This window comes from Bacteroides sp. HF-162 (assembly GCF_015679285.1).
Lineage (GTDB): Bacteria > Bacteroidota > Bacteroidia > Bacteroidales > Bacteroidaceae > Bacteroides > Bacteroides uniformis.
Genome location: NZ_CP064937.1, coordinates 625,127 through 645,054 on the forward strand (window position 1 = coordinate 625,127; position 19,928 = coordinate 645,054).

17 protein-coding genes and 4 pseudogenes are annotated in these 19,928 nt (G+C 47.3%); 14 read left to right on the forward strand and 7 right to left on the reverse strand.

What is annotated here, in order from left to right:
• Nucleotides 1-286 precede the first annotated feature (286 nt).
• From ITJ87_RS02500 to ITJ87_RS02515, 4 genes and pseudogenes are all read left to right on the forward strand, one after another.
• The gene (locus ITJ87_RS02500) at nucleotides 287-1,510 is read left to right on the forward strand and encodes a site-specific integrase (protein WP_005775881.1); all 1,224 of its coding nucleotides are present in this window, start codon (nucleotides 287-289) and stop codon (nucleotides 1,508-1,510) included.
• Nucleotides 1,507-1,896 (forward strand): hypothetical protein, encoded by a 390-nt coding sequence (locus ITJ87_RS02505; protein ID WP_004328110.1) that lies wholly within the window; start codon nucleotides 1,507-1,509, stop codon nucleotides 1,894-1,896. The genes ITJ87_RS02500 and ITJ87_RS02505 overlap by 4 nt, the downstream gene beginning before the upstream one ends.
• 277 nt (nucleotides 1,897-2,173) lie before the next feature.
• A complete protein-coding gene (locus tag ITJ87_RS02510; protein ID WP_004328112.1) occupies nucleotides 2,174-3,379 on the forward strand; it encodes a primase-helicase family protein in 1,206 nt (401 codons plus the stop codon).
• A gap of 257 nt (nucleotides 3,380-3,636) precedes the next feature.
• Nucleotides 3,637-3,924, forward strand: a pseudogene (locus ITJ87_RS02515) (CHC2 zinc finger domain-containing protein); the annotation flags it as partial.
• Here ITJ87_RS02515 and ITJ87_RS02520 read toward each other — a convergent pair.
• Nucleotides 3,925-5,310, reverse strand: a complete 1,386-nt coding sequence (locus tag ITJ87_RS02520) for an IS110 family transposase (protein ID WP_075964355.1) — start codon at nucleotides 5,308-5,310, stop codon at nucleotides 3,925-3,927.
• 260 nt (nucleotides 5,311-5,570) lie between these two features.
• Between ITJ87_RS02520 and ITJ87_RS02525 the strand changes: the two are divergent.
• From ITJ87_RS02525 to ITJ87_RS02535, 3 genes and pseudogenes are all read left to right on the forward strand, one after another.
• Nucleotides 5,571-6,224: pseudogene (locus ITJ87_RS02525) on the forward strand (toprim domain-containing protein); the annotation flags it as partial.
• 176 nt (nucleotides 6,225-6,400) lie between these two features.
• Complete coding sequence (locus tag ITJ87_RS02530; protein WP_004329306.1) at nucleotides 6,401-6,766, forward strand: MobC family plasmid mobilization relaxosome protein; 366 nt, start codon at nucleotides 6,401-6,403, stop codon at nucleotides 6,764-6,766.
• The gene (locus ITJ87_RS02535; RefSeq protein WP_007560543.1) at nucleotides 6,763-7,710 is read left to right on the forward strand and encodes a relaxase/mobilization nuclease domain-containing protein; all 948 of its coding nucleotides are present in this window, start codon (nucleotides 6,763-6,765) and stop codon (nucleotides 7,708-7,710) included. The genes ITJ87_RS02530 and ITJ87_RS02535 overlap by 4 nt, the downstream gene beginning before the upstream one ends.
• Before the next feature lie 21 nt (nucleotides 7,711-7,731).
• On the opposite strand, the gene ITJ87_RS02540 is transcribed toward ITJ87_RS02535, so the two are convergent.
• Complete coding sequence (locus ITJ87_RS02540) at nucleotides 7,732-8,391, reverse strand: AraC family transcriptional regulator (RefSeq protein WP_004329304.1); 660 nt, start codon at nucleotides 8,389-8,391, stop codon at nucleotides 7,732-7,734.
• Nucleotides 8,392-8,453: 62 nt separating this feature from the next.
• Between ITJ87_RS02540 and ITJ87_RS02545 the strand changes: the two genes are divergently transcribed.
• Entirely contained in the window at nucleotides 8,454-8,603 is a 150-nt protein-coding gene (locus ITJ87_RS02545; protein ID WP_004329303.1) for a hypothetical protein, read from the forward strand.
• Nucleotides 8,604-8,650: 47 nt separating this feature from the next.
• Here the strand turns inward: ITJ87_RS02545 and ITJ87_RS02550 are convergent, their stop codons facing one another.
• Nucleotides 8,651-9,550, reverse strand: a complete 900-nt coding sequence (locus tag ITJ87_RS02550) for an AraC family transcriptional regulator (RefSeq protein WP_004329302.1) — start codon at nucleotides 9,548-9,550, stop codon at nucleotides 8,651-8,653.
• Between the two features lie 130 nt (nucleotides 9,551-9,680).
• Here ITJ87_RS02550 and ITJ87_RS02555 point away from each other — a divergent pair, with 130 nt between their 5' ends.
• The 4 genes and pseudogenes from ITJ87_RS02555 to ITJ87_RS02570 all read left to right on the forward strand — a co-directional run.
• Nucleotides 9,681-10,457 carry an MBL fold metallo-hydrolase gene (locus tag ITJ87_RS02555; RefSeq protein WP_196096309.1) on the forward strand — a complete coding sequence of 259 codons (777 nt, stop codon included), beginning with the start codon at nucleotides 9,681-9,683 and terminating at the stop codon, nucleotides 10,455-10,457.
• The gene (locus ITJ87_RS02560) at nucleotides 10,454-11,122 is read left to right on the forward strand and encodes a radical SAM mobile pair protein A (RefSeq protein ID WP_004329299.1); all 669 of its coding nucleotides are present in this window, start codon (nucleotides 10,454-10,456) and stop codon (nucleotides 11,120-11,122) included. Before ITJ87_RS02555 ends, ITJ87_RS02560 begins: the two co-directional genes overlap by 4 nt.
• A complete protein-coding gene (locus tag ITJ87_RS02565) occupies nucleotides 11,119-11,994 on the forward strand; it encodes a radical SAM mobile pair protein B (RefSeq protein ID WP_196096310.1) in 876 nt (291 codons plus the stop codon). Before ITJ87_RS02560 ends, ITJ87_RS02565 begins: the two co-directional genes overlap by 4 nt.
• Nucleotides 11,995-13,306, forward strand: a pseudogene (locus tag ITJ87_RS02570) (hybrid sensor histidine kinase/response regulator); the annotation flags it as partial. It lies immediately after the preceding gene.
• Between the two features lie 106 nt (nucleotides 13,307-13,412).
• Here ITJ87_RS02570 and ITJ87_RS02575 read toward each other — a convergent pair.
• Complete coding sequence (locus ITJ87_RS02575) at nucleotides 13,413-15,218, reverse strand: reverse transcriptase domain-containing protein (RefSeq protein WP_014775792.1); 1,806 nt, start codon at nucleotides 15,216-15,218, stop codon at nucleotides 13,413-13,415.
• Nucleotides 15,219-15,536: 318 nt separating this feature from the next.
• A complete protein-coding gene (locus ITJ87_RS02580) occupies nucleotides 15,537-15,734 on the reverse strand; it encodes a hypothetical protein (protein ID WP_134978547.1) in 198 nt (65 codons plus the stop codon).
• 104 nt (nucleotides 15,735-15,838) lie between these two features.
• Here ITJ87_RS02580 and ITJ87_RS02585 point away from each other — a divergent pair, with 104 nt between their 5' ends.
• Nucleotides 15,839-17,161, forward strand: a complete 1,323-nt coding sequence (locus ITJ87_RS02585; RefSeq protein WP_005775887.1) for a sigma-54 dependent transcriptional regulator — start codon at nucleotides 15,839-15,841, stop codon at nucleotides 17,159-17,161.
• Nucleotides 17,162-17,473: 312 nt separating this feature from the next.
• Here the strand turns inward: ITJ87_RS02585 and ITJ87_RS02590 are convergent.
• Nucleotides 17,474-17,892 (reverse strand): annotated as a pseudogene (locus ITJ87_RS02590) (sensor histidine kinase); the annotation flags it as partial.
• A gap of 141 nt (nucleotides 17,893-18,033) precedes the next feature.
• Here ITJ87_RS02590 and rd point away from each other — a divergent pair.
• On the forward strand, nucleotides 18,034-18,195 hold the full coding sequence (gene rd / locus ITJ87_RS02595) for a rubredoxin (RefSeq protein WP_005830549.1): 162 nt from the start codon (nucleotides 18,034-18,036) through the stop codon (nucleotides 18,193-18,195).
• Here the strand turns inward: rd and ITJ87_RS02600 are convergent.
• Nucleotides 18,192-19,889 carry a Na/Pi cotransporter family protein gene (locus tag ITJ87_RS02600; RefSeq protein ID WP_005830551.1) on the reverse strand — a complete coding sequence of 566 codons (1,698 nt, stop codon included), beginning with the start codon at nucleotides 19,887-19,889 and terminating at the stop codon, nucleotides 18,192-18,194. The two genes, rd and ITJ87_RS02600, sit on opposite strands and share 4 nt — an antisense overlap.
• Nucleotides 19,890-19,928: the final 39 nt, after the last annotated feature.

Sequence of the window (19,928 nt, forward strand, 5' to 3'; positions counted from 1 at the left end):
TAATTTTGGAACGCAAAAATACCAAAAATCTCTGGAAAAGACGAATAAAAAGGGACAAATGTCTTCGTAATGCCTGTCAATAAGGCGTTTGCGAAGACAAATGAGGACAGGCGAAAAATCGAGGTAACGTAAAGGAAAGCGGATTTATGAAGAAGAACGGTCTCCAAATCATTACCCGCCGAATGGTGATTTTTAACACACCGTGTTGTATTTGGCAGCTTGTGGCACAGGTTGGCATATCAAGGTCTAACTCGTTGAGTAATAACTTTGCAAACAAAAAACGAGTATGGCAAGAAGCACATTCAAGGTTCTGTTCTACGTGAACGGCAGCAAGGAGAAAAACGGTATTGTCCCCATCATGGGACGAGTGACAATCAACGGGACTGTGGCGCAGTTCAGTTGTAAGCAGAACATCCCGAAAACGCTTTGGGACGTGAAAGGAAACAAGGCGAAAGGCAAGAGCCGCGAGGCACGAGACATCAACCTTGCCCTTGACAACATCAAGGCGCAAATCATCAAACATTACCAGCGCATTTCAGACCGCGAGGCATTTGTTACGGCTGAGATGGTGCGCAACGCCTATCAGGGAATCGGCAGCGAGTATGAGACGCTGCTAAAAGCATTCGACCGTGAGAACGAAGTGTTCAAGAAACGGGTAGGCAAAGACAGGGTAATGGCTACCTATCGGGCACGTGTACGGGCAAGAAACCATGTAGCCGCCTTTATCAAGTCGTTTTACAGACGCAGCGATATGTCCATGTTGGAACTTACTCCCGATTTCATCAAGGAGTTCGCCGCATACCTCTCGACTGAAGCCGGATTGCGGAACGGTTCGATATGGGCAAACTGTATGTGGCTGAAAGGTGTGGTCATGAAAGCGCATTATAACGGGTTGATACCGCGCAATCCTTTCATCCAGTTTCATATCAGCCCCAATGTGAAAGAACGGGAATATCTGACGGAGGATGAACTGAAAGCGGTCATGACACATGAGTTTGCAGACAGCAAGCTCGCATACATCCGTGACATTTTCATCTTTGCCAGTTTCACCGCCTTGTCATTCGTGGACATTCAGGAACTGACGAATGACAACATCGTGGAGGTGAACGGCGAGAAGTGGATATTGTCCAAACGCCACAAGACAAAAGTCGCCTTCCAAGTGAAGCTGCTGGATATACCCTTGCAGATTGTCGAACGCTACCGACCGATGCAGAAAGACAATCGTATATTCCCCGGCTTGAACTATTGGTCTATCTGCAAACCGTTGAAACGGATGATAAGGGAATGTGGCATAACCAAGTCAATATCATTTCATTGCAGTCGTCATGGCTTCGCAACATTAGCTTTGAGCAAGGGGATGCCCATTGAAAGCGTAAGCCGTGTGTTGGGACATACGAATATAGTCACGACCCAACTCTACGCAAAGATAACCACGCAGAAGCTCGACAACGACCTGACCATGTTCGGCGACAAACTGAGTAAGACGTTTAACGGAATAACGATGTCATGAGTATGAGAAGAAACAGCATAACAGTGAATGAATCCGGCAATATCATCATGCCGGAGAATGTCTCAAACATTTGGATGAGCGAGCCGGAATTGGTGGAACTGTTCGGAGTAATTGCTCCGACACTTCGTTCTGCCATCAGAAACATCTATAACAGTGGAGCATTAAAAGAATACGAGGTACAGAAGTATGTTCGGCAGGAGAACGGGTATCATGCCGATGTGTTCAGCTTTCCGATGATAGTCGCACTTGCTTTCCGCATTGACAGCTTCGGTGCGGAACAGGTGCGCAATGCCATATTTAAAAGGCTGTACTTGCGAAAAGAGAAAACAAATATCTTCTTTTCGCTGGGTATAAATGGTTGGGATATGTCTAATTATCAGGCATAAGTTCTAATGATATGACGACATGAAGTAGTGAGACCTATGCGTATTCCCATTGCCAACAATGTATTTATACGAGTATGTGAATAGGTGTATTGCCATTCATACGTACGATTACGACAAACCCGAAGAAAAATCCATTAGAATGGCATTTCTTCGGGCTTTTGTTGTATGTCATAAAGCCAAATCCAAGAAAATCTTACGTGAGGTATGCGTGAGTTGTTAATCCGTTCTGCGCTAATTGCCGAGTTTTGCACTGATTAAACAAAAAAATGAAGTGCTAATGAAACAAGGCAACTTTGAAAATGAGGAGTTTATCCGTGTGGGTACCACCCTCTACAAGTTAGTGAACCAGCCCCGTCTGAACGGAGGCTATGTGAAGAAGCGCATCGTGTGGAACAACGAAACACTGCGGCAGGACTACGGCAAGGACTATCTCGCCACCGTGCCGAAGTACGACGGCTTCTGCACCGTCCCCGACCATGTGGACTACCGTCCCGTGGTGGACAAGTTCCTGAACCTCTACGAGCCGATAGGACACCGTCCGCAACAAGGCGAGTTTCCCTGTATCCGGTCATTGGTGCGCCATATCTTCGGTGAACAGTATGAATTGGGCATGGACTATCTTCAATTGCTCTACCTGCAACCCGTGCAGAAACTGCCTATCCTGCTGTTGGTATCAGAAGAACGCAACACGGGCAAGAGTACATTCCTGAACTTCCTGAAAGCTGTGTTTCAAAACAATGTCACTTTCAATACCAACGAGGACTTCCGCAGCCAGTTCAATTCCGACTGGGCAGGAAAACTGCTCATCGTGGTGGACGAGGTATTGCTCAACCGCAGGGAGGACAGCGAGCGGTTGAAGAACCTCAGCACCACACTTTCCTACAAGGTGGAAGCCAAAGGCAAAGACCGTGACGAGATAGCGTTCTTTGCCAAGTTCGTGCTATGCTCCAACAACGAGTATCTGCCTGTTATCATTGATGCAGGTGAAACACGCTATTGGGTGCGCAAGATAGACCGTCTGCAATCCGATGACACAGACTTCCTGCAAAAGCTGAAAGCTGAGATACCTGCCTTTCTGTATTACCTGCAATACAGACAACTTTCCACCGAAAAGGAAAGCCGTATGTGGTTTGCGCCCTCTTTGCTGCATACCGAAGCCTTGCAGAAGATTATCCGCAGCAACCGCAACCGATTGGAGATAGAGATGTGCGAACTTATCCTTGACATTATGGAAAGTGTCGGCACGGACACATTCTCGTTCTGCCACAACGACATTCTTCTTTTGCTGGTACATTCGCAGGTAAAGGTGGAGAAGCACCAAGTCAGAAAGGTATTGCAGGAATGTTGGAAACTTACTCCTGCCTCTAACGGGCTTACATATACCACTTACCAATTCAATTACAATCGGGAGTGCCGATATGAGCCGATAAAAAGAGTCGGTCGTTTCTACACCGTCACAAGGGAACAACTTGAATCCCTGTAATACTATTCTTTTTTTGTTGAATTGATGAATAATGATATAACCATACTGATAATAAACAGCATACACTCTCAACAAATTCTCAACAATCGAAAAGAAAAGTTGAGAGGGAAACAGCATCAGTTTGTTGGATTCTCTATTTGTGAGTGGTTTGTTGAGAAGATGTTGAGAATATAAAGCATTAACGTATAGGACAATACATATCTCATTCATCAAATCAACGTTTTTACAGTCATCATCAAATCCATAGAAATTATATCATGAACATCCAAGAAGCAAAACAAATCAAAATTGCGGACTATCTGCAAAGTTTGGGTTATTCGCCCGTAAAGCAACAGGGAAACTGCCTGTGGTATAAATCCCCGTTCCGTCAGGAAACGGAAGCCTCGTTCAAGGTGAACACCGACCGCAACCTGTGGTTCGATTATGGACTGGGAAGAGGTGGTAACATCATCGCACTTGCAGGGGTACTGTACGCATCCGACCATGTGCCTTATCTGCTTGGCAAGATAGCGGAACAGGCACCACACATCCGTCCCATATCTTTTCTATGGAACACATGCATTGCCAATTTCTATATGTGTGCCTGTAATTCGTTCTAATTCACGTTTGTATCTTGTAATCCGTTTTTCGAGTAATACTTTCTCGTCTATACCTACTCTTTCCGGATTATAAGTTGTTTGGTTTGCAACCATGGCAAAGAATATCTCGGCTACCTTGTGGGCAGTGGCAATGACTGCGGCTTTACCTCCGGCCCGTGAACGTATTCTGCGGTAGAAGTTCCCCAATTGGTTCTTCGCATTGGCGAGCGAAGAAGCGATACTTCTAAAAATCAACCCGACATTGTTCCGACGGTGTGGCACGTGGCTTGATATTCTTTTTCCTCCTGATATCTTGGTGTTCGGTGAGATGTTGCACCAACAGCAGAACTGTTTGGAAGACGGGAACTTCCGGGTAAAGTCGTGCCCCAGTTCACTCATCAGTTCAAGTGCGGTCAGGTGGCTTATGCCCGGTATCTCAAAAACGTTCACTCCCCACATTTCGTATGCTTTCCTTTCCACGTCGAAGCTCACGGTATGCCTGGTCTTTTTATAATCGCGGCGTTTTTTTGCCGGGCTATATGAAGTATCTTCCACTTTGGCAACCTCCGCACGGTAGTTTTCCATGAGTTTCTCCAGTTCTGCATCGCACTCGCCAAGTTGGGTACAATAATGTTTGAAAGTATCATAGTTTTGTCTGAGGACAAACATGAGGTCTTCTTCCCAGTTGCCCTCAAGTGCCTTGGCTATTTCCTCTTTCGGGGTTTTGCACTGGATGTCAGCCAATTCCGCAAGTTTCTTGGGGTCACGTTCACCTGCAAGAATGGCCTCGATGATACGTATGCCGGATTTTCCCGTGATGTCAGACAGGACAAGCGTAAGTTTTATATTCATCTGCTGCATGGCTTTCTGCATACGCAGGACCATGCTTGAGGCTTCACGGGAGAGGGTGTCACGATGACGGGTAAGTGTCCTCATCCGTTTGGCGTCGTTGTGCGGTTGGAAACTTGCCTTGAGCAACCCGTACTGGTGCAGCAACATCAGCCATTCGGCATCCGACTCGTCGGTTTTCCTCTCCGTTATGTTCTTCACATCCCTTGCGTTGGTCAATACGACATCCAGCCCGTCCTCCTGAAGACGACAGAACAGCGGTATCCAGTACACCCCGGTGGATTCCATTGCGACTGTCTTTATGCCACATTCCCTAAGCCATGCCGAGATGGCATGCAGGTCGGATGTATATGCTCCGAACGCACGGTTGTTGTCCTTGGAGCGGTCAGCAGGGATGCAGACCTGCATGATACCGTCCGCGATGTCTATCCCAGCCGCATCGGGATTGACTATCCGAAGTTCCGCACCTTTGGCGCTCTTGACTTTTTTTGCTTTCTTTGCCATGGTAATATCGTTACTCTTGTTGATGGATAAATGGCATAAGCCATGTCCTGTCGATGAGCATTCTTCTATACGGCCTCTGACGACCAATCTTCGATTCGCAGGACAAGGAGCCATACTCTTTTGTGGGATTGAAAACCCAAGAAAAAAACGGCTTGCTTCTTATGCCTACAGCAAAGGTAACTAAAAACGTTTCTGCCGCCATAGGCGGCGGAAACGTTCTGTGTTCCACTCTGATTTCAATCAAGACAAAGGCTTGGCTTTACTCTTTTCGCCAGCAGGCATCCGAACCGAGTTTCCAACATTTGGAGGTGGGCGAACTCACCCATCCGGCATTGCTCCGATACTTGCAGGAACGGGGCATAAACATCGCTTTGGCAAAGGCGCAATGTAAAGAGCTCCACTTCACCCATAACGGCAAGCCCTATTTCGCCATCGGTTTTCCGAATGTGGCGGGAGGATTTGAAGTGCGTAACCGTTTTTTCAAAGGCTGTGTCGCACCCAAAGACATCAGCCATATTCGGCAACAGGGAGAAGCGAGAGAGAAATGCCTTGTATTCGAGGGCATGATGGACTATCTTTCATTCCTCACGTTGCGGAAGAGGAACTGCTCGAACTTGCCCGACCTTGACAGGCAGGATTACGTCATCCTCAATTCGACCGCCAATGTTTCCAAAGCTATAGATGTGCTGCACGGGTATGGACGTATCCACTGCATGCTCGACAATGACGAGGCGGGAAGAAAGGCGTATCGGGAATTGGAAAGGAAGTTCGCCGGACGCATCCGCGACTTCTCCGACAACTACAAAGGGCATAAAGACCTGAACGATTACCTGCGTGGAATCCGGCAGAAATTAGCCGTTAGTCCACCGCCAAGAACTATCGTAAAACCCAAGAAGAAAGGGTTGGGATTATGACATCCCGAATGAGAAAAACGGGAGATGCCCGAAACTCATTCCTTAAGGATTGGGAGGTAGCAAGTTTGTGTTTCGGGTGTACCGAAACCGCTTGCCACCCACCATCCAAATTGCAGGAGGTGGCATCCCGTCGGTCTATACAGTTGAATCAGTAACCGAATTAAAAGGAATAAAATATGGAACAGACAAAGGAACACAAGGAACGCAACAAGGGAGGTCGCCCCAAGAAGGAAGCAACCGAGAAACTGAAATACCGTATCGCAGTGAAAATGACGGCAGCCGACTACTTCCGCCTGCTGACACGATCGCATGAGGCGGGCGTATCACCAAGCGAGTACATGAGGGAATGTTTCCGTAACGGTCATGTGAAAGAACGGCTGTCGGAGGAACATGCCGGATACATCCGCCAACTCTGCGGCATGGCTAACAATCTCAACCAGCTTGCGCGTAAGGCAAACGCCGGAGGCTTCCACGATGAACGGTGGGACTGCAAGGTGGCAGTGGCAAGGATTCATGAACTTATAACCAAGATAGGGATATGATGGCGAAAATCGTAAAAGGAAGCGACTTCAAGGGTGTGGTGGATTACATCATCGACAAGAAGAAGGATACGCAGATAGTAGCAAGCGAAGGCTTGTTTATGGAAAATCTGGAAACTATCGCCATGAGTTTCAATGCCCAGTCACGGATGAACGATAAGGTGACAAAACCTGTCGGACATATCGCGTTGAGTTTTTCCAAAGAGGATGAGTTACGGCTGACGAACCGTATCATGGCAGGCATCGCGCTTGAATATATGGAACGGATGGGAATCAAGAATACGCAGTTCTTCATCGCCCAGCATTTCGACAAGGAGCATCCGCACGTGCATATTGCTTTCAACCGCATAGACAACAACGGCAATACCATATCGGACAGGCACGAGCGTCTGCGCAGTACCCGCATCTGCAAGGAATTGACCTTGAAATACGGCTTGCATATGGCTGGCGGAAAGGACAATGTCAAACGCAACCGCCTGAAAGAGCCAGACAGGACGAAATATGCGCTTTACGACATCATCAAAATGGAAGTCGGCAGATGCGGCAACTGGAACGTGCTTATCGCCAACCTGAAACGGCAGGGAGTGGAAGTACATTTCAAGCATAAGGGGCAGACCAGCGAGGTGCAGGGTGTTGTATTCTCCATGAATGGTTACCATTTCAACGGCTCCAAAGTGGACAGGCGTTTCAGTTATTCCAAGATTGACGCGGCTTTGCAGCACAACAGATGCAGGGAACGTATGGGAATAACAGCCGGAATATATGAAACGGCTACACCAAGCGCACCGTCCGGCACGGCACAAAGCGAGTTGTTCAACGGCTCTTGGGGATTGCTAAAAAGCAGTGGCTCATCTTATAACGCTGCTGATGCGGAAGCCAATCAGGAAATGGTGGATATACTTCGCAGAAGGAAGAAAGTTAAGCGCAAGAGAGGTGTTGGGTTCTAATATTCTGTACTAATCCAATTCTCACGACACTTGCGCTCTATATTCATTCGGAGTGTAACCTACCTCTTTCTTGAACAGTCGGGTAAAATGTTGCGGGTACTGAAAGCCGAGATTATAGGCGATTTCATTAACGGTGTCGTCTGTAGATGCAAGTTCCGTCTTGGCTATTTCAATAGACTTGTCATGAATGAAATGTAGGGCGGTTGAACCTGTTTCTTTTTTCAATAAATCACTGAAATAGTTGGGCGAGAGGCAGAGCTTGTCTGCACAATACTGTACAGTGGGCAAGCCTATCCGTTTAGCAGCCCCATCATGGAAGTATTCGTCAAGCAACCGCTCAAATCTTGCGAGGATGTCTCGGTTTTGGTTGTCGCGTGTGATGAACTGGCGGTCATAGAAACGTGTGCAGTAATCAAGGAACGTCTTGATGCTGTCTGTGATGAGGTTCTTGCTGTGACGGTGTATCGGATGGTTCAATTCATATTGAATCTTGTGGAAGCAATCCATGATGATTTGCCGTTCTTCCACACTAAGGTGCAATGCCTCGTTTGTCTCGTAGGAAAAGAACGAATATTCACGCATTATCCGCCCGAGAGGTGTATTCCGCAGCAGGTCGGGATGGAACATAAGCAGGTAGCCATCTGGTTGGAACTGCATGCCGTCATCTTCCGCACCGAACACCTGTCCGGGCGCGATAAATATCAGTGTGCATAATTATTCCTAAGTCTGTGAAACCGGAACGCATGAAGCAGAATCTCGACATATTAGACTTCACCCTGTCGGCCGACGACATGGCACGGATAAAGACGCTGGATACCGACAAGCCTTTCTTACTCGGCTCGCACGAAGATCCAGAAATCGTAAAATGGTTCATGCAGTACAAAAACGCCTGAACATCAACAACCATATTTCGATAGCCGCTATCGACTATATTAAGAAGTTATTCGTATATGCCTTTATTGTAATCCGTCATGTACTGAGTAAATGTTTTGCCTGTTTGCTGTTTGAAGAAGCGCATGAGATGGCTCGGATCAGAGAAATTGAAATCATCCGCCATTTCACTGACAGTGCGGTTGGAGAATAGCAATTCGTTCTTCAGTTCCTCAAGCAGACGTTGTTTTATCAAATGGGTAGCTGATACTCCGAATTGGGCTTTTACTGAGTTATTGAGTGTGATGCGACTGACATGAAGCATGTCTGCATATTCCTGCACCCGCTGGTGGGTGCGGATATTCTGTTCCAACAAGTCCTTGAACCGAAAAGCGAAATTGTTTTTAGCAATTTCAGCGGGCAAGCAATAGGCGGCAGCGTATGTACGATTGATAATCAGCAAAAGATAATATAGTAAGGAAACAATGATATTGTACGTATCGGACACTGGATTCATCAGCTCATACTTAATCTTTCCGAGCAGCCGCATATATTCCTTCATTTCGTCATGTGTGGCATTGATGTAAGGCGGCGTATCTGTCTGGTAACAATACAAAAGGCGAAAAACGAAGAACTTGTCGGCGATAAAAGTACGCATGAAATCTTCGCGGAATATAAGGAACGTGTAATCCAACGCCGTCTCATCTACATGCCACTCTTGTTGCTGATGGGGTGAAAGCAGGAGAACCATGCCGTCGCGCAGTTCAATCTTGCGGAAGTTCAGTAGCAAATATCCGTTTGCCTTACGGAAAAAGTAGAAGCTGAAGAAGTCTGTCTTAAACCGCTTGTTTTCTGTCAGCACAAGTCCGATGTCCTTGTTTATGGCAGTATTGATGTAAAAATCCACGCCGCAGCGTGTCTTGTTGAACGGTACGCTGACCAGTCGATCAGGGTTGATTATCTCGTCCATATCCTTGTCGTTTTTGCAAAGATAATAATTTCATTTATCAAAATGGCATAATTACCGTTTTTTCAGGCATAGATGTTTCGCCGGATTCTTCCGAACTTTGCACCCGTAATCAATAACAAGACATATAGTCATGAAAAAGACATCCACAGTACAATTGGTGCGCAATGCCACCTTGAAAATCAGGTATGCGGGACACACCATGCTAATTGACCCCGTTTTAGCCGACAAAGGCACTTTGATATCGGCCCTCGGTGTGAATAAAACACCGAGGGTACACCTCACCATTCCTATTCAGGATATTATCGGAGGCGTGGACATGGTGCTCCTGACCCACAATCACATCGACCATTACGAGCCGAGTGTCCCCACACATTTGCCCAAAGAAATTCCTTTCTACGTTCAGCCCCAGGACGCGGACGCCATCAGAAACGACGGATTTACAAATGTGATACCCATCGAAGAAATAAAAACAATAGACGGCATATCCATTTACCGCACGACCGGACATCATGGTTTCGGGCAGATCGGGCAGATGATGGGACCTGTATCAGGTTATGTGCTAAAAGCCGAGGGCTTCCCGACCGTTTATATAATGGGTGACTGCCGATGGGAAGCATGTATCCGAGACACCGTGGAACGGTTCAATCCTGACTATATCGTGGTAAACTCCGGAGGTGCAATCTTTCCCGAATTTTCCAAAACGGACGGTCCTATCATCCCCGACGAGAACGAAGTGATGCAGATACTTGACGAATTGCCTTCGCATATCAAGCTGATAGCCGAACACATGGATGCCATCGACCATTGCCAGACCACCCGTGCAATTCTGCGCAATGAGGCAACGCATCACGAAGCCGACATGAGCCGGCTGATTATCCCGGAGGACGGAGAAACAGTTGTGTTATGAGTGTCTGCATTAAATCCCTGATAAAAAACATGAACATAGTGGTAGGGTGCACTATAGGATGCCCTTACTGCTATGCCCGTAACAACTGCCGCCGTTTCCACATTACCGACGACTTTTCCGTGCCTGAATACATGGAACGAAAACTGCGCATCATCGATACGTCCCGTCCTCATGTGTGGCTCATGACAGGAATGAGCGATTTCTCCGATTGGAAGCCTGAATGGAACGCAGAAATTTTCGAGCGGATCAGCAGCAATCCCCAGCACGCCTATATCTTTCTGACGAAGCGCCCTGACAAAATCAGTTTCTCCTCTGACGACGAGAACGTATGGATGGGCGTGACCGTCACGCGCAGTTCCGAGAAAAGGAGGATTGATGATTTGAAAAAGAATATCAAAGCACGACACTACCATGTCACGTTTGAACCTCTCTTCGATGATATCGGCGAGATTGATTTCGAGGGAATTGACTGGATTGTCATAGGCACAGAGACCGGAAACCGAAAAGGAAAGTCATATTCGCGCCCCGAATGGGTGCTTAGCATTGCAGAACAGGCAAAGGCTCATGGCATACCGGTGTTCATGAAAGAGGATTTGCTGCCGATTATGGGCGACGAAAGAATGATTCAGGAATTGCCGGAACAATTTACCAGACGAATACAATGAATATGGATACAATAAAGGAAATAGATGTAAAGAGTGTAATGACCAAATCCTCTCTGCCGGTGGGAGGATATTCGGTCAACCCTTATGTAGGGTGTCCCCACGCCTGCAGGTATTGCTACGCATCGTTCATGAAACGGTTCACCGGGCACACCGAGCCGTGGGGTACGTTTTTAGATGTAAAAAACTGGAAGCCGATAACGAATCCTCATAAATACGACGGTGAACGTGTTGTAATAGGGTCTGTGACGGACGGTTACAATCCGTATGAAGAAGAATTCCACCGTACCCGAAGGCTGCTCGAAGAGCTGCGAGGAAGCGATGCCGAGATTATGATATGCACAAAGTCCGATCTTGTCCTTCGCGATCTCGACCTGTTGAAGAGTTTTCCCAAAGTGACTGTGTCATGGTCTGTCAATACGCTCGACGAGCAGTTCTGCGCAGATATGGACAACGCCGTAAGCATTGAACGCCGTCTGAAAGCGATGCGTCAGACATACGAGGCAGGTATCCGCACCGTATGCTTCGTCTCGCCCATATTCCCCAGAATAACAGACGTGAAGGCAATAATAGAGGAGGTAAAAGATTATGCTGATTTAATCTGGCTTGAAAACCTGAATTTACGCGGGCAGTTCAAAGGCGGGATAATGACGTATATCCGTGAGAAGTATCCTGACCTCATACCGCTTTACGAGAAAATTTACAATAAAAAAAGGCTTGAATACTGGCAGGCATTGGAGCAGGACATTTCAAATTACGCCAAGGAGCAGGGCTTCCCGTATCGTATAAACGATCTGCCATACGGACGCTCGGAAAAAGGCAAACCTGTCATCGTAAACTACTTCTACCACGAAAAAATACGATTGACAAAATGAGGCTATGCCGGACTGATGCAGAAAAGTTGTAGCGCGGATAAAAGCACCATGTATGTGGATAATATCCGGCAATCTTCTGAGCGTATGCGGGAGATGCTCAACACGCTGCTGGATTTCTTCCGTCTGGACAACGGCAAGGAGCAACCCAACCTTTCCCCTTGCAGGATTTCCGCAATCACGCATATTCTTGAAACGGAGTTCATGCCCATTGCCATGAACAAGGGGCTGACTTTGATAGTGGAGAGCCACACCGATGCGGTGGTTTTGACCGACAAGGAACGTATCCTGCAAATCGGCAACAACTTGTTGTCAAACGCCATCAAGTTCACGGATAACGGTAGTGTATCATTGGCAGCGGATTATGATAACGGTTTGCTGAAACTTATCGTTGAAGATACCGGTACGGGCATGACCGAAGATGAGCAACAACGAGTATTCGGTGCATTTGAACGTCTTTCAAATGCCGCCGCAAAAGACGGCTTCGGATTAGGATTGTCCATCGTGCAGCGTATTGTGGCGATGCTCGGTGGAACTATACGCTTGGAAAGCGAGAAAGGCAAAGGGAGCCGCTTCACGGTGGAAATTCCCATGCAGACAGCCGAGGAACTGCCGGAACAGACAATTCAAGCGCAAATGCGCCATAATCATATCTGCCATGATGTGATTGCCATCGACAATGACGAGGTACTTCTCCTTATGTTGAAAGAAATGTATGCCCATGAAGGGATGCACTGCGATACCTGTACCAATGTTTCGGTACTGATGGAGCTGATACGAAAAAAGGAATACAGCCTGCTTCTGACGGATCTGAATATGCCTGAGATAAGCGGTTTTGAACTGCTGGAACTGTTGCGCTCATCCAATGTAGGCAACTCGAAGAGTATTCCCATAGTCGTGACAACCGCTTCGGGCAGTTGCAGCAAGGAGGAACTTATAGGGCGTGGATTTGCCGGATGCCTGTTCAAGCCGTTCTCCATATCCGAACTGATGGAGATTACGGATAAATGCGCATTAAGCAGCATATTGGATGAAAAGCCGGATTTTTCCACTCTGCTATCTTATGGCAATGAATCCGTCATGCTGGACAAACTGATAGCGGAAACCGAAAAGGAAATGCAGGCGGTCAAGGATGCAGAACAGCGTAAAGACCTCCAAGAACTGGACACACTTACACACCATCTGCGAAGTTCATGGCAGATTCTCCGTGCCGACCAGCCATTGAGGGAACTTTACGCCCAACTTCATGGAAGTGCCACTCCAGATGACGAAGCGATATGCAAAGCGGTGACCGGCTGTGCTGGATGTAGGCTAAGCACCCGGCGCCTTACCGTATTTCTACGGCAGGTTTCCAAGAACTCGCCCCCGAACCGGACTTACACCTCTCGGCGTATCCGGCTCTCCACTAATTTTTTTTCAGTCTAAACTTTTCCCAGATGCCGCAGCCTGTGGCAACTCGGACACAACGCAATGGTCTTGCGTTTTCGGGCTGACATGAGCCGTTTCCAACTCTCTTTCCCTTTCAGGTCTTTGAGGTTGCGGACATGGTGCATAATCAGCTTGCCCGTTGCCCCACACAATTCGCATTTTTCCGCTTTGAGCCTGTCCGTCAAATTGGTTCGGCTCACGTCTGCAATAGAGTACGGTTCGATGTCGCAGCTTCCGTTGAACGCCGTTGTCCGGCGTTTGAAACTTGTCTTGTAAAAGGTTCGGGACTTGATTACCCCTTTCTGCTCGTACTTTACGGTGAACAGTTTGTTGAGACGGTACTTTTTGTTGATTTTTCGTACCGTGCTCCTATATTTGCCCGCAAATGTTTTATACATGCTGTACTCCATGATATATCTGAAGTTGTGCAGTACGACGCAGTTGTTGGCGATCAGGTAATAGTTGCAAAATCCCACTGTTTCCCGATTGTATCGGTCGAGGATTTCAAGATCGTCGTTGAATATCAATCCTGAACGGCATTTGGGTTTCCAAATCTCTTTCCCGTTGCGGAGCTTGATTTCCATAGCTCCGTATTCCAGAAGTTTGTCCCGCAGCGTTGCCATGCTGACATTCAGCCGGACACGCTTGCCGTAGGTGCGTCGCAGACGTCCTTGCACATCCCGTCGTTGATGATTGTTCCGTGTTACCGTAATCTCATATCCGAGAAATTTCGCCGATTTACCCGTATGGGTTATCAGCGTCTTTTCTTCGGACAGTTCGAGGGCGAGGCTTTCGGATAGGAATGATTTAATATCCTCCTTTATCCGCAGTGCATCCTCTTTGCTACCGATTACACCCAGAATAAAATCGTCGGCGTAACGGATGTATTTGAGCCTGCGGTAACTTCCGTCCATTTCATCTCCGCTTGGAAATGCTGCACGTTCCTGTTCGATGGCTTTGAGTCTTGCGACCAAAGCCGCCTTCTCAGTCCCGTCTTTTATCTTTTTCAGTTTCCGCACAGTCCGTTTTCGTTCATTGGCCAAATCGTTGCTCTCTTTGCCCGGCCTGCGTTTGGTTCCCATGTCGAAATGTCGGATATACTCTTTCACGTACTTGTCTAATTTATCGAGGTATATATTCGCCAGAATCGGGCTGACGATACCTCCCTGCGGCATTCCGCTGTAAGTGTTGTGAAACGTCCAATCCTCGACGTATCCCGCTTTCAGGAATTTCCGTATCAGACGGATAAAACGGTCATCTGAAATGCGCTCCCGCAGGATTCCGACAAGTACATCATGGTCAATGTTGTCGAAGAACCCTTTGATGTCGCCCTCGATAAACCATTTCGCCCCGCTGAACGTCTTTTGAATATGAAGTAATGCAGTGTGACAGCTCCGTTTAGGTCGGAAACCGTGCGAGGTGGTCTCAAAATGTCCCTCGTAAATGGCTTCCAGAATCATGCGGACTACCTCCTGCACCAGCTTGTCTTCAAAAGCCGGTATTCCCAGAGGGCGCGTTTTCCCGTTTTTCTTCGGGATATGCACCCTCCGCGACGGGTGGGGCTGATAACTTTCGTCTTTCAACGAGGCTATCAGCGTTTCGATCCGGGCAAGGCTCATCTCGTCGATACTGCGACCGTCGGAGCCTTTGGTCGTGCTACCTCCGTTCGATGCGATCTTTTGGTAGGCAACATAGAACAACTCTTCGTTGAACAGAATCCGGTAAAGGCGTTCGAACTTGTAGCTCGAATCCTTACTGTGTTCGTTCAGACTGTTTAATACTCTTTCCGGACTTCTCATAATGTCTCTCACATTATCCATTAAATTGTATTAAAGAAAATTAGCTGCCTCCCTTCGCCATGTGCAGGGCGTTACCCTGCCCGGACTACTACGGAGGCTCCGTTACCGTGCCGGATATTCAGAGGTCTGCACCTCATAGCCTTACGGCGTTCCGGTTTAGGTAATCCCCGTTTACTTACTTAGTAACTGTTGGCATGATGGATTGTCGGATGCGATTTCCGTCCTTTACCATTTATCATGGTTGCTCTGCGGCAAGTTCTTGCTTGCGTCCGTACCTATACACCGGAGCAGTACCGCAGTATGACGATTTCAGTTACCTTACGTCATAGCCTTCAAGTAGAGCAGCTCGGACTGTCGTTCAAACAATTCGGTTTTCATCCTCATATCCATCGTTTCATCTTGCCGTTCAGTGGCAGTCTGGTAACTGACTGACTTACGACGTTCCCGACATGCTACACTCCCCGTCCGGTTTCCCTTTCGGATAAGTCGGGTGATGATAGGTTTTTCAAAGAACACTTACCTAATCCCTTGCCAGTGGGATATTTACTAAGCAGCTTGTACGGGCGCACAAAGGTGCTGAAATTATCCGGCAGGCAAAAGAAGAAAGGAAAAATACGAAAATGGATAAAACAAGAATCATCGTGGTGGAGGACAATATCGTGTATTGCGAGTTTGTCTGCAACCTGCTGGCACGGGAAGGATTCCGTACCGTGCAGGCTTACCACCTCTCGACCGCGAAGAAACTTCTGCAACAAGCCTCAGACGGGGACATCGTGGTTTCTGACCTACGACTACCCGACGGTGACGGCATCGACCTATTACGATGGATGCGCAAGGAAGGCATGACACAACCGTTAATCATCATGACCAACTATGCCGAAGTGCATACGGCAGTCGAAAGTATGAAACTCGGCTCGCTGGACTATATCCCCAAGCAGCTTGTGGAGGATAAACTTATGCCTCTGCTTCATACCATCCTGAAAGAACGGAGTATCGGACGAAATCGTATGCCCGTTTTTGCCCGTGACAGTTCCGCCTTTCAGAAAATCATGCAACAGATAAGATTAGTTGCCCCTACTGATATGAGCGTGCTGATATTCGGAGAGAACGGCACGGGCAAGGAGCATATCGCCCACCATCTGCATGATAAGAGCAAAAGGGCAGGGAAACCGTTTGTGCCTGTGGACTGCGGTTCACTCTCCAAAGACCTTGCGCCCTCGGCATTCTTCGGACATGTCAAAGGCGCGTTTACGGGTGCGGACAGCACAAAGAAAGGATACTTCAATGAGGCAGAGGGTGGCACATTGTTCTTGGATGAGGTAGGCAATCTCGCATTGGAAACCCAGCAGATGTTACTCCGTGCCATACAGGAACGGAGATACCGCCCTATAGGTGACAAGACGGACAAGAGCTTCAATGTCCGCATCATCGCCGCCACCAACGAGGATCTGGAGAAAGCGGTCATTGAAAAACGTTTCCGACAGGATTTGCTGTACCGTTTGCACGACTTCGAGATAACTGTTCCGCCCTTGCGTGACTGTCAGGAGGACATCATGCCGTTGGCGGAGTTCTTCCGTGAGATTGCCAACAATGAATTGGAATGTAGCGTGACTGGGTTCGATGCGGAAGCCCGTAAGACATTGCTGACCCATCCGTGGCCGGGTAATGTCCGTGAGCTTCGGCAGAAGATAATGGGCGCGGTGTTGCAGGCACAGACGGGAGTTGTCATGAAAGAGCATCTGGAACTTGCCGTAACGAAACCGACCTCACCTGTCAGCTTCGCCTTGCGAAACGATGCGGAGGACAAGGAACGCATCTTACGCGCGTTGAAGCAGGCAAACGGAAACCGCAAGGTTGCCGCCGAATTGCTCGGAATCGGACGTACAACGCTGTATAGCAAGTTGGAAGAGTATGGATTAAAGTATAAATTTCAGCAATCATAGCCCGCAACTTGCCGAAAATAGAAGTAACGGTTAAACCGGATTATTCAGCGAAGATAAAAAACGTCCTGTGATAAAAATCATGGGACATTTTGATGTGTATCCGATTTTTATTGCTACTTTTGTACCAAGACGAGAGACATTGACAGCAACTCACAGCAGAACGTAGAAATAGACAGGGTTGCCAAATCATTACCTCATTTTTACCTTATCCTCAGAACTGCTTGCTAATAAAGTGGTTATAAAAATCTTCCAGAATTACAATAATAATCCGGGAAAACAATACCTATATAATGATTAGTGATTAATTGACTGTCATCGATTCTCTTTTTCCCTTACCAGTTTCGGTCCGGTTACAGGCTCCCACGGCAATGTGAACCAGAAAGTCGAACCTGCCCCTTCTTCCGATTCCACGCCTATTTCGCCTCCCTCAATTTGCGGACAATGGTCTGGCAAATGGAGAGCCCCAGTCCGGTACCTTCCTTTCCCTGCTTCAGCTTGACGAAACGTTCAAAAACATGTGGCAACTTCTCCTAAGGAATACCGGTTCCCGTGTCTTTTACGTAGAAATAACTTTGCACAATTTCCAGTAACAGTATCTCCTCCTCGCCCGTCGATGCAGAGGCCAGCAATTCCGAGAATCCGACAATTACGTTCAACGGAGTACAGACTTCATGGCTCATATTCGCCAGAAACACCGATTTGGAACAGCCGGCATTCTCTATGGCATCCCGCATAATCGCCCAGAACAGATTGTCGGCCATTTTCATAAATGTTGTTTTAATAAGAAACAAAAATAGACTATTTTGTTCAACAATAAAACAAAAAGGGCTTTTAAACGTTATTATAGAAGAATAAACCTAAAAAAGAAATTTATGGAAAAGTACATTTGCACTGTATGCGATTATGTCTATGACCCTGAATTAGGCGACCCTGAAAATGGAATAGAACCGGGAACATCTTTCGAAGACCTTCCCGAAGATTGGGTTTGCCCCTTGTGCGGAGTAGGCAAAGAAGAATTTGAGAAAGCGTCCTAAGACGCTTTCTTTTCTTTTATATCGCTGCTGGCTTCCACTACATTCACCACATAGTCGCCCAGCTTTTCACATTCCGCAATGATGTCCATATAGTAAACACCCATCTGGTAATCATATTCTTTGTTGTTCACATCCAAGATATTCTGGTTCTTCAGCTGATTGCGGTAATTATTGATTTCGTTCTCCAAATTAAAGGACTTGTTCACATCCGCGCCTGCATGCTCCGGATGTTCCACCACGACAATCATCTGCTCCAAGGCATCATCCGTCAGCTTCATCATGAAATGGATATGCTCGTACTGCTTCTCGGTGAAATCCTGATTGGTCTGGCGCTTGCGGTTGATGGTACGTGCCAGGTTATAGCAGCTGTCGCCGATGCTCTCTATCTCCGTCACTTCACGCAGCATGGCACGTATTTGCAACTTACTTTCCGAACTCAGGCGCCCTTCGGACACTTGATTCAGATAATTGGCAATCTCCAGCTCCATGCTGTCACTGATATTCTCGTACTTCTCCACACGGCTGAACACTTTGTTGAAATCATCATCCTTCTCCGTATGCAGCAAGTCCTGCACCATTCCGAACATACGGCGGGTACGTTCGGCAAAAAGATGTATTTCCTTGCTTGCCTGCAGGATGGACAGCTCTGCCGTAGAAAGCATACCGCCCGAGATAAAACGCAAGCGATATTCCTCGTCCTGCTCCTTCATTGGAATAATGGCACAGACCGTACGTTCGATAAACTTCACGAACCATATCAATATCAGCACGTTGCAGATATTGAAGCAAGTATGGAATGCCGAAAGCTTGAAGGATACGGCCACAGCCGGATCTTTAGTACCCATCACGTTCTCCACGAACCATGACACAGCCTCGGTAAAGGGGGTGAAAAGACACAACACCCATATCACACCGAACACATTGAATACCAAATGAGCCAAAGCAGCCCTCCTCGCCTGCGTATTACCGGTCAGCGCCGCAAGGTTTGCCGTGATGGTTGTACCGATATTCTCTCCCAAAACCAGTGCTGCCCCCAATTCGAAACTAATCCAGCCGTTGGCGCACATAATAAGCGTAATGGCCATAGTTGCCGCAGATGCCTGCACAATCATGGTCAACACCGTACCGATACCCACAAAAAGGAGTATGGAGATAAAGCCCATGTCGGTATAGTCCTGCACAAATGACAGCATATCAGGATTTTGGCTCAAGTCAGGAGCATTGTTTTTCAAATAGGAAAGCCCCATGAACAAGAATGAGAAACCGAAAATAAATTCACCGACAGACTTGCGGTTACTTTTTTGAGAGAAGAGGAGAGGAATGCCGAAAGCAAGAAGAGGAAGAGCAAAGGCGGCAATGTCCACCTTGAAACCTAAAGCTGAAATAATCCATGCCGTAACAGTCGTACCGATATTAGCACCCATTATGACACCTATGGACTGTGAAAGCGTTAACAACCCCGCATTGACAAAACTTACAACCATCACCGTGGTTGCAGAGGAAGATTGTACAAGTGCTGTAATCAGCACGCCCGTCAACATACCGGTCACTCTGTTGGTTGTCATTGCGGTCAATATCTTCCGCAGTCTGTCACCGGCAAATTTTTGAAGCCCCTCACTCATAATCTTCATTCCGTAAAGAAACAGTGCCAATGAGCCGAGTAGCTTTAAAAAATCATAAAAAGAATATTCCATCTTTAATTATTTAAGGTGTTTCATTCCTTCACGTGTTAT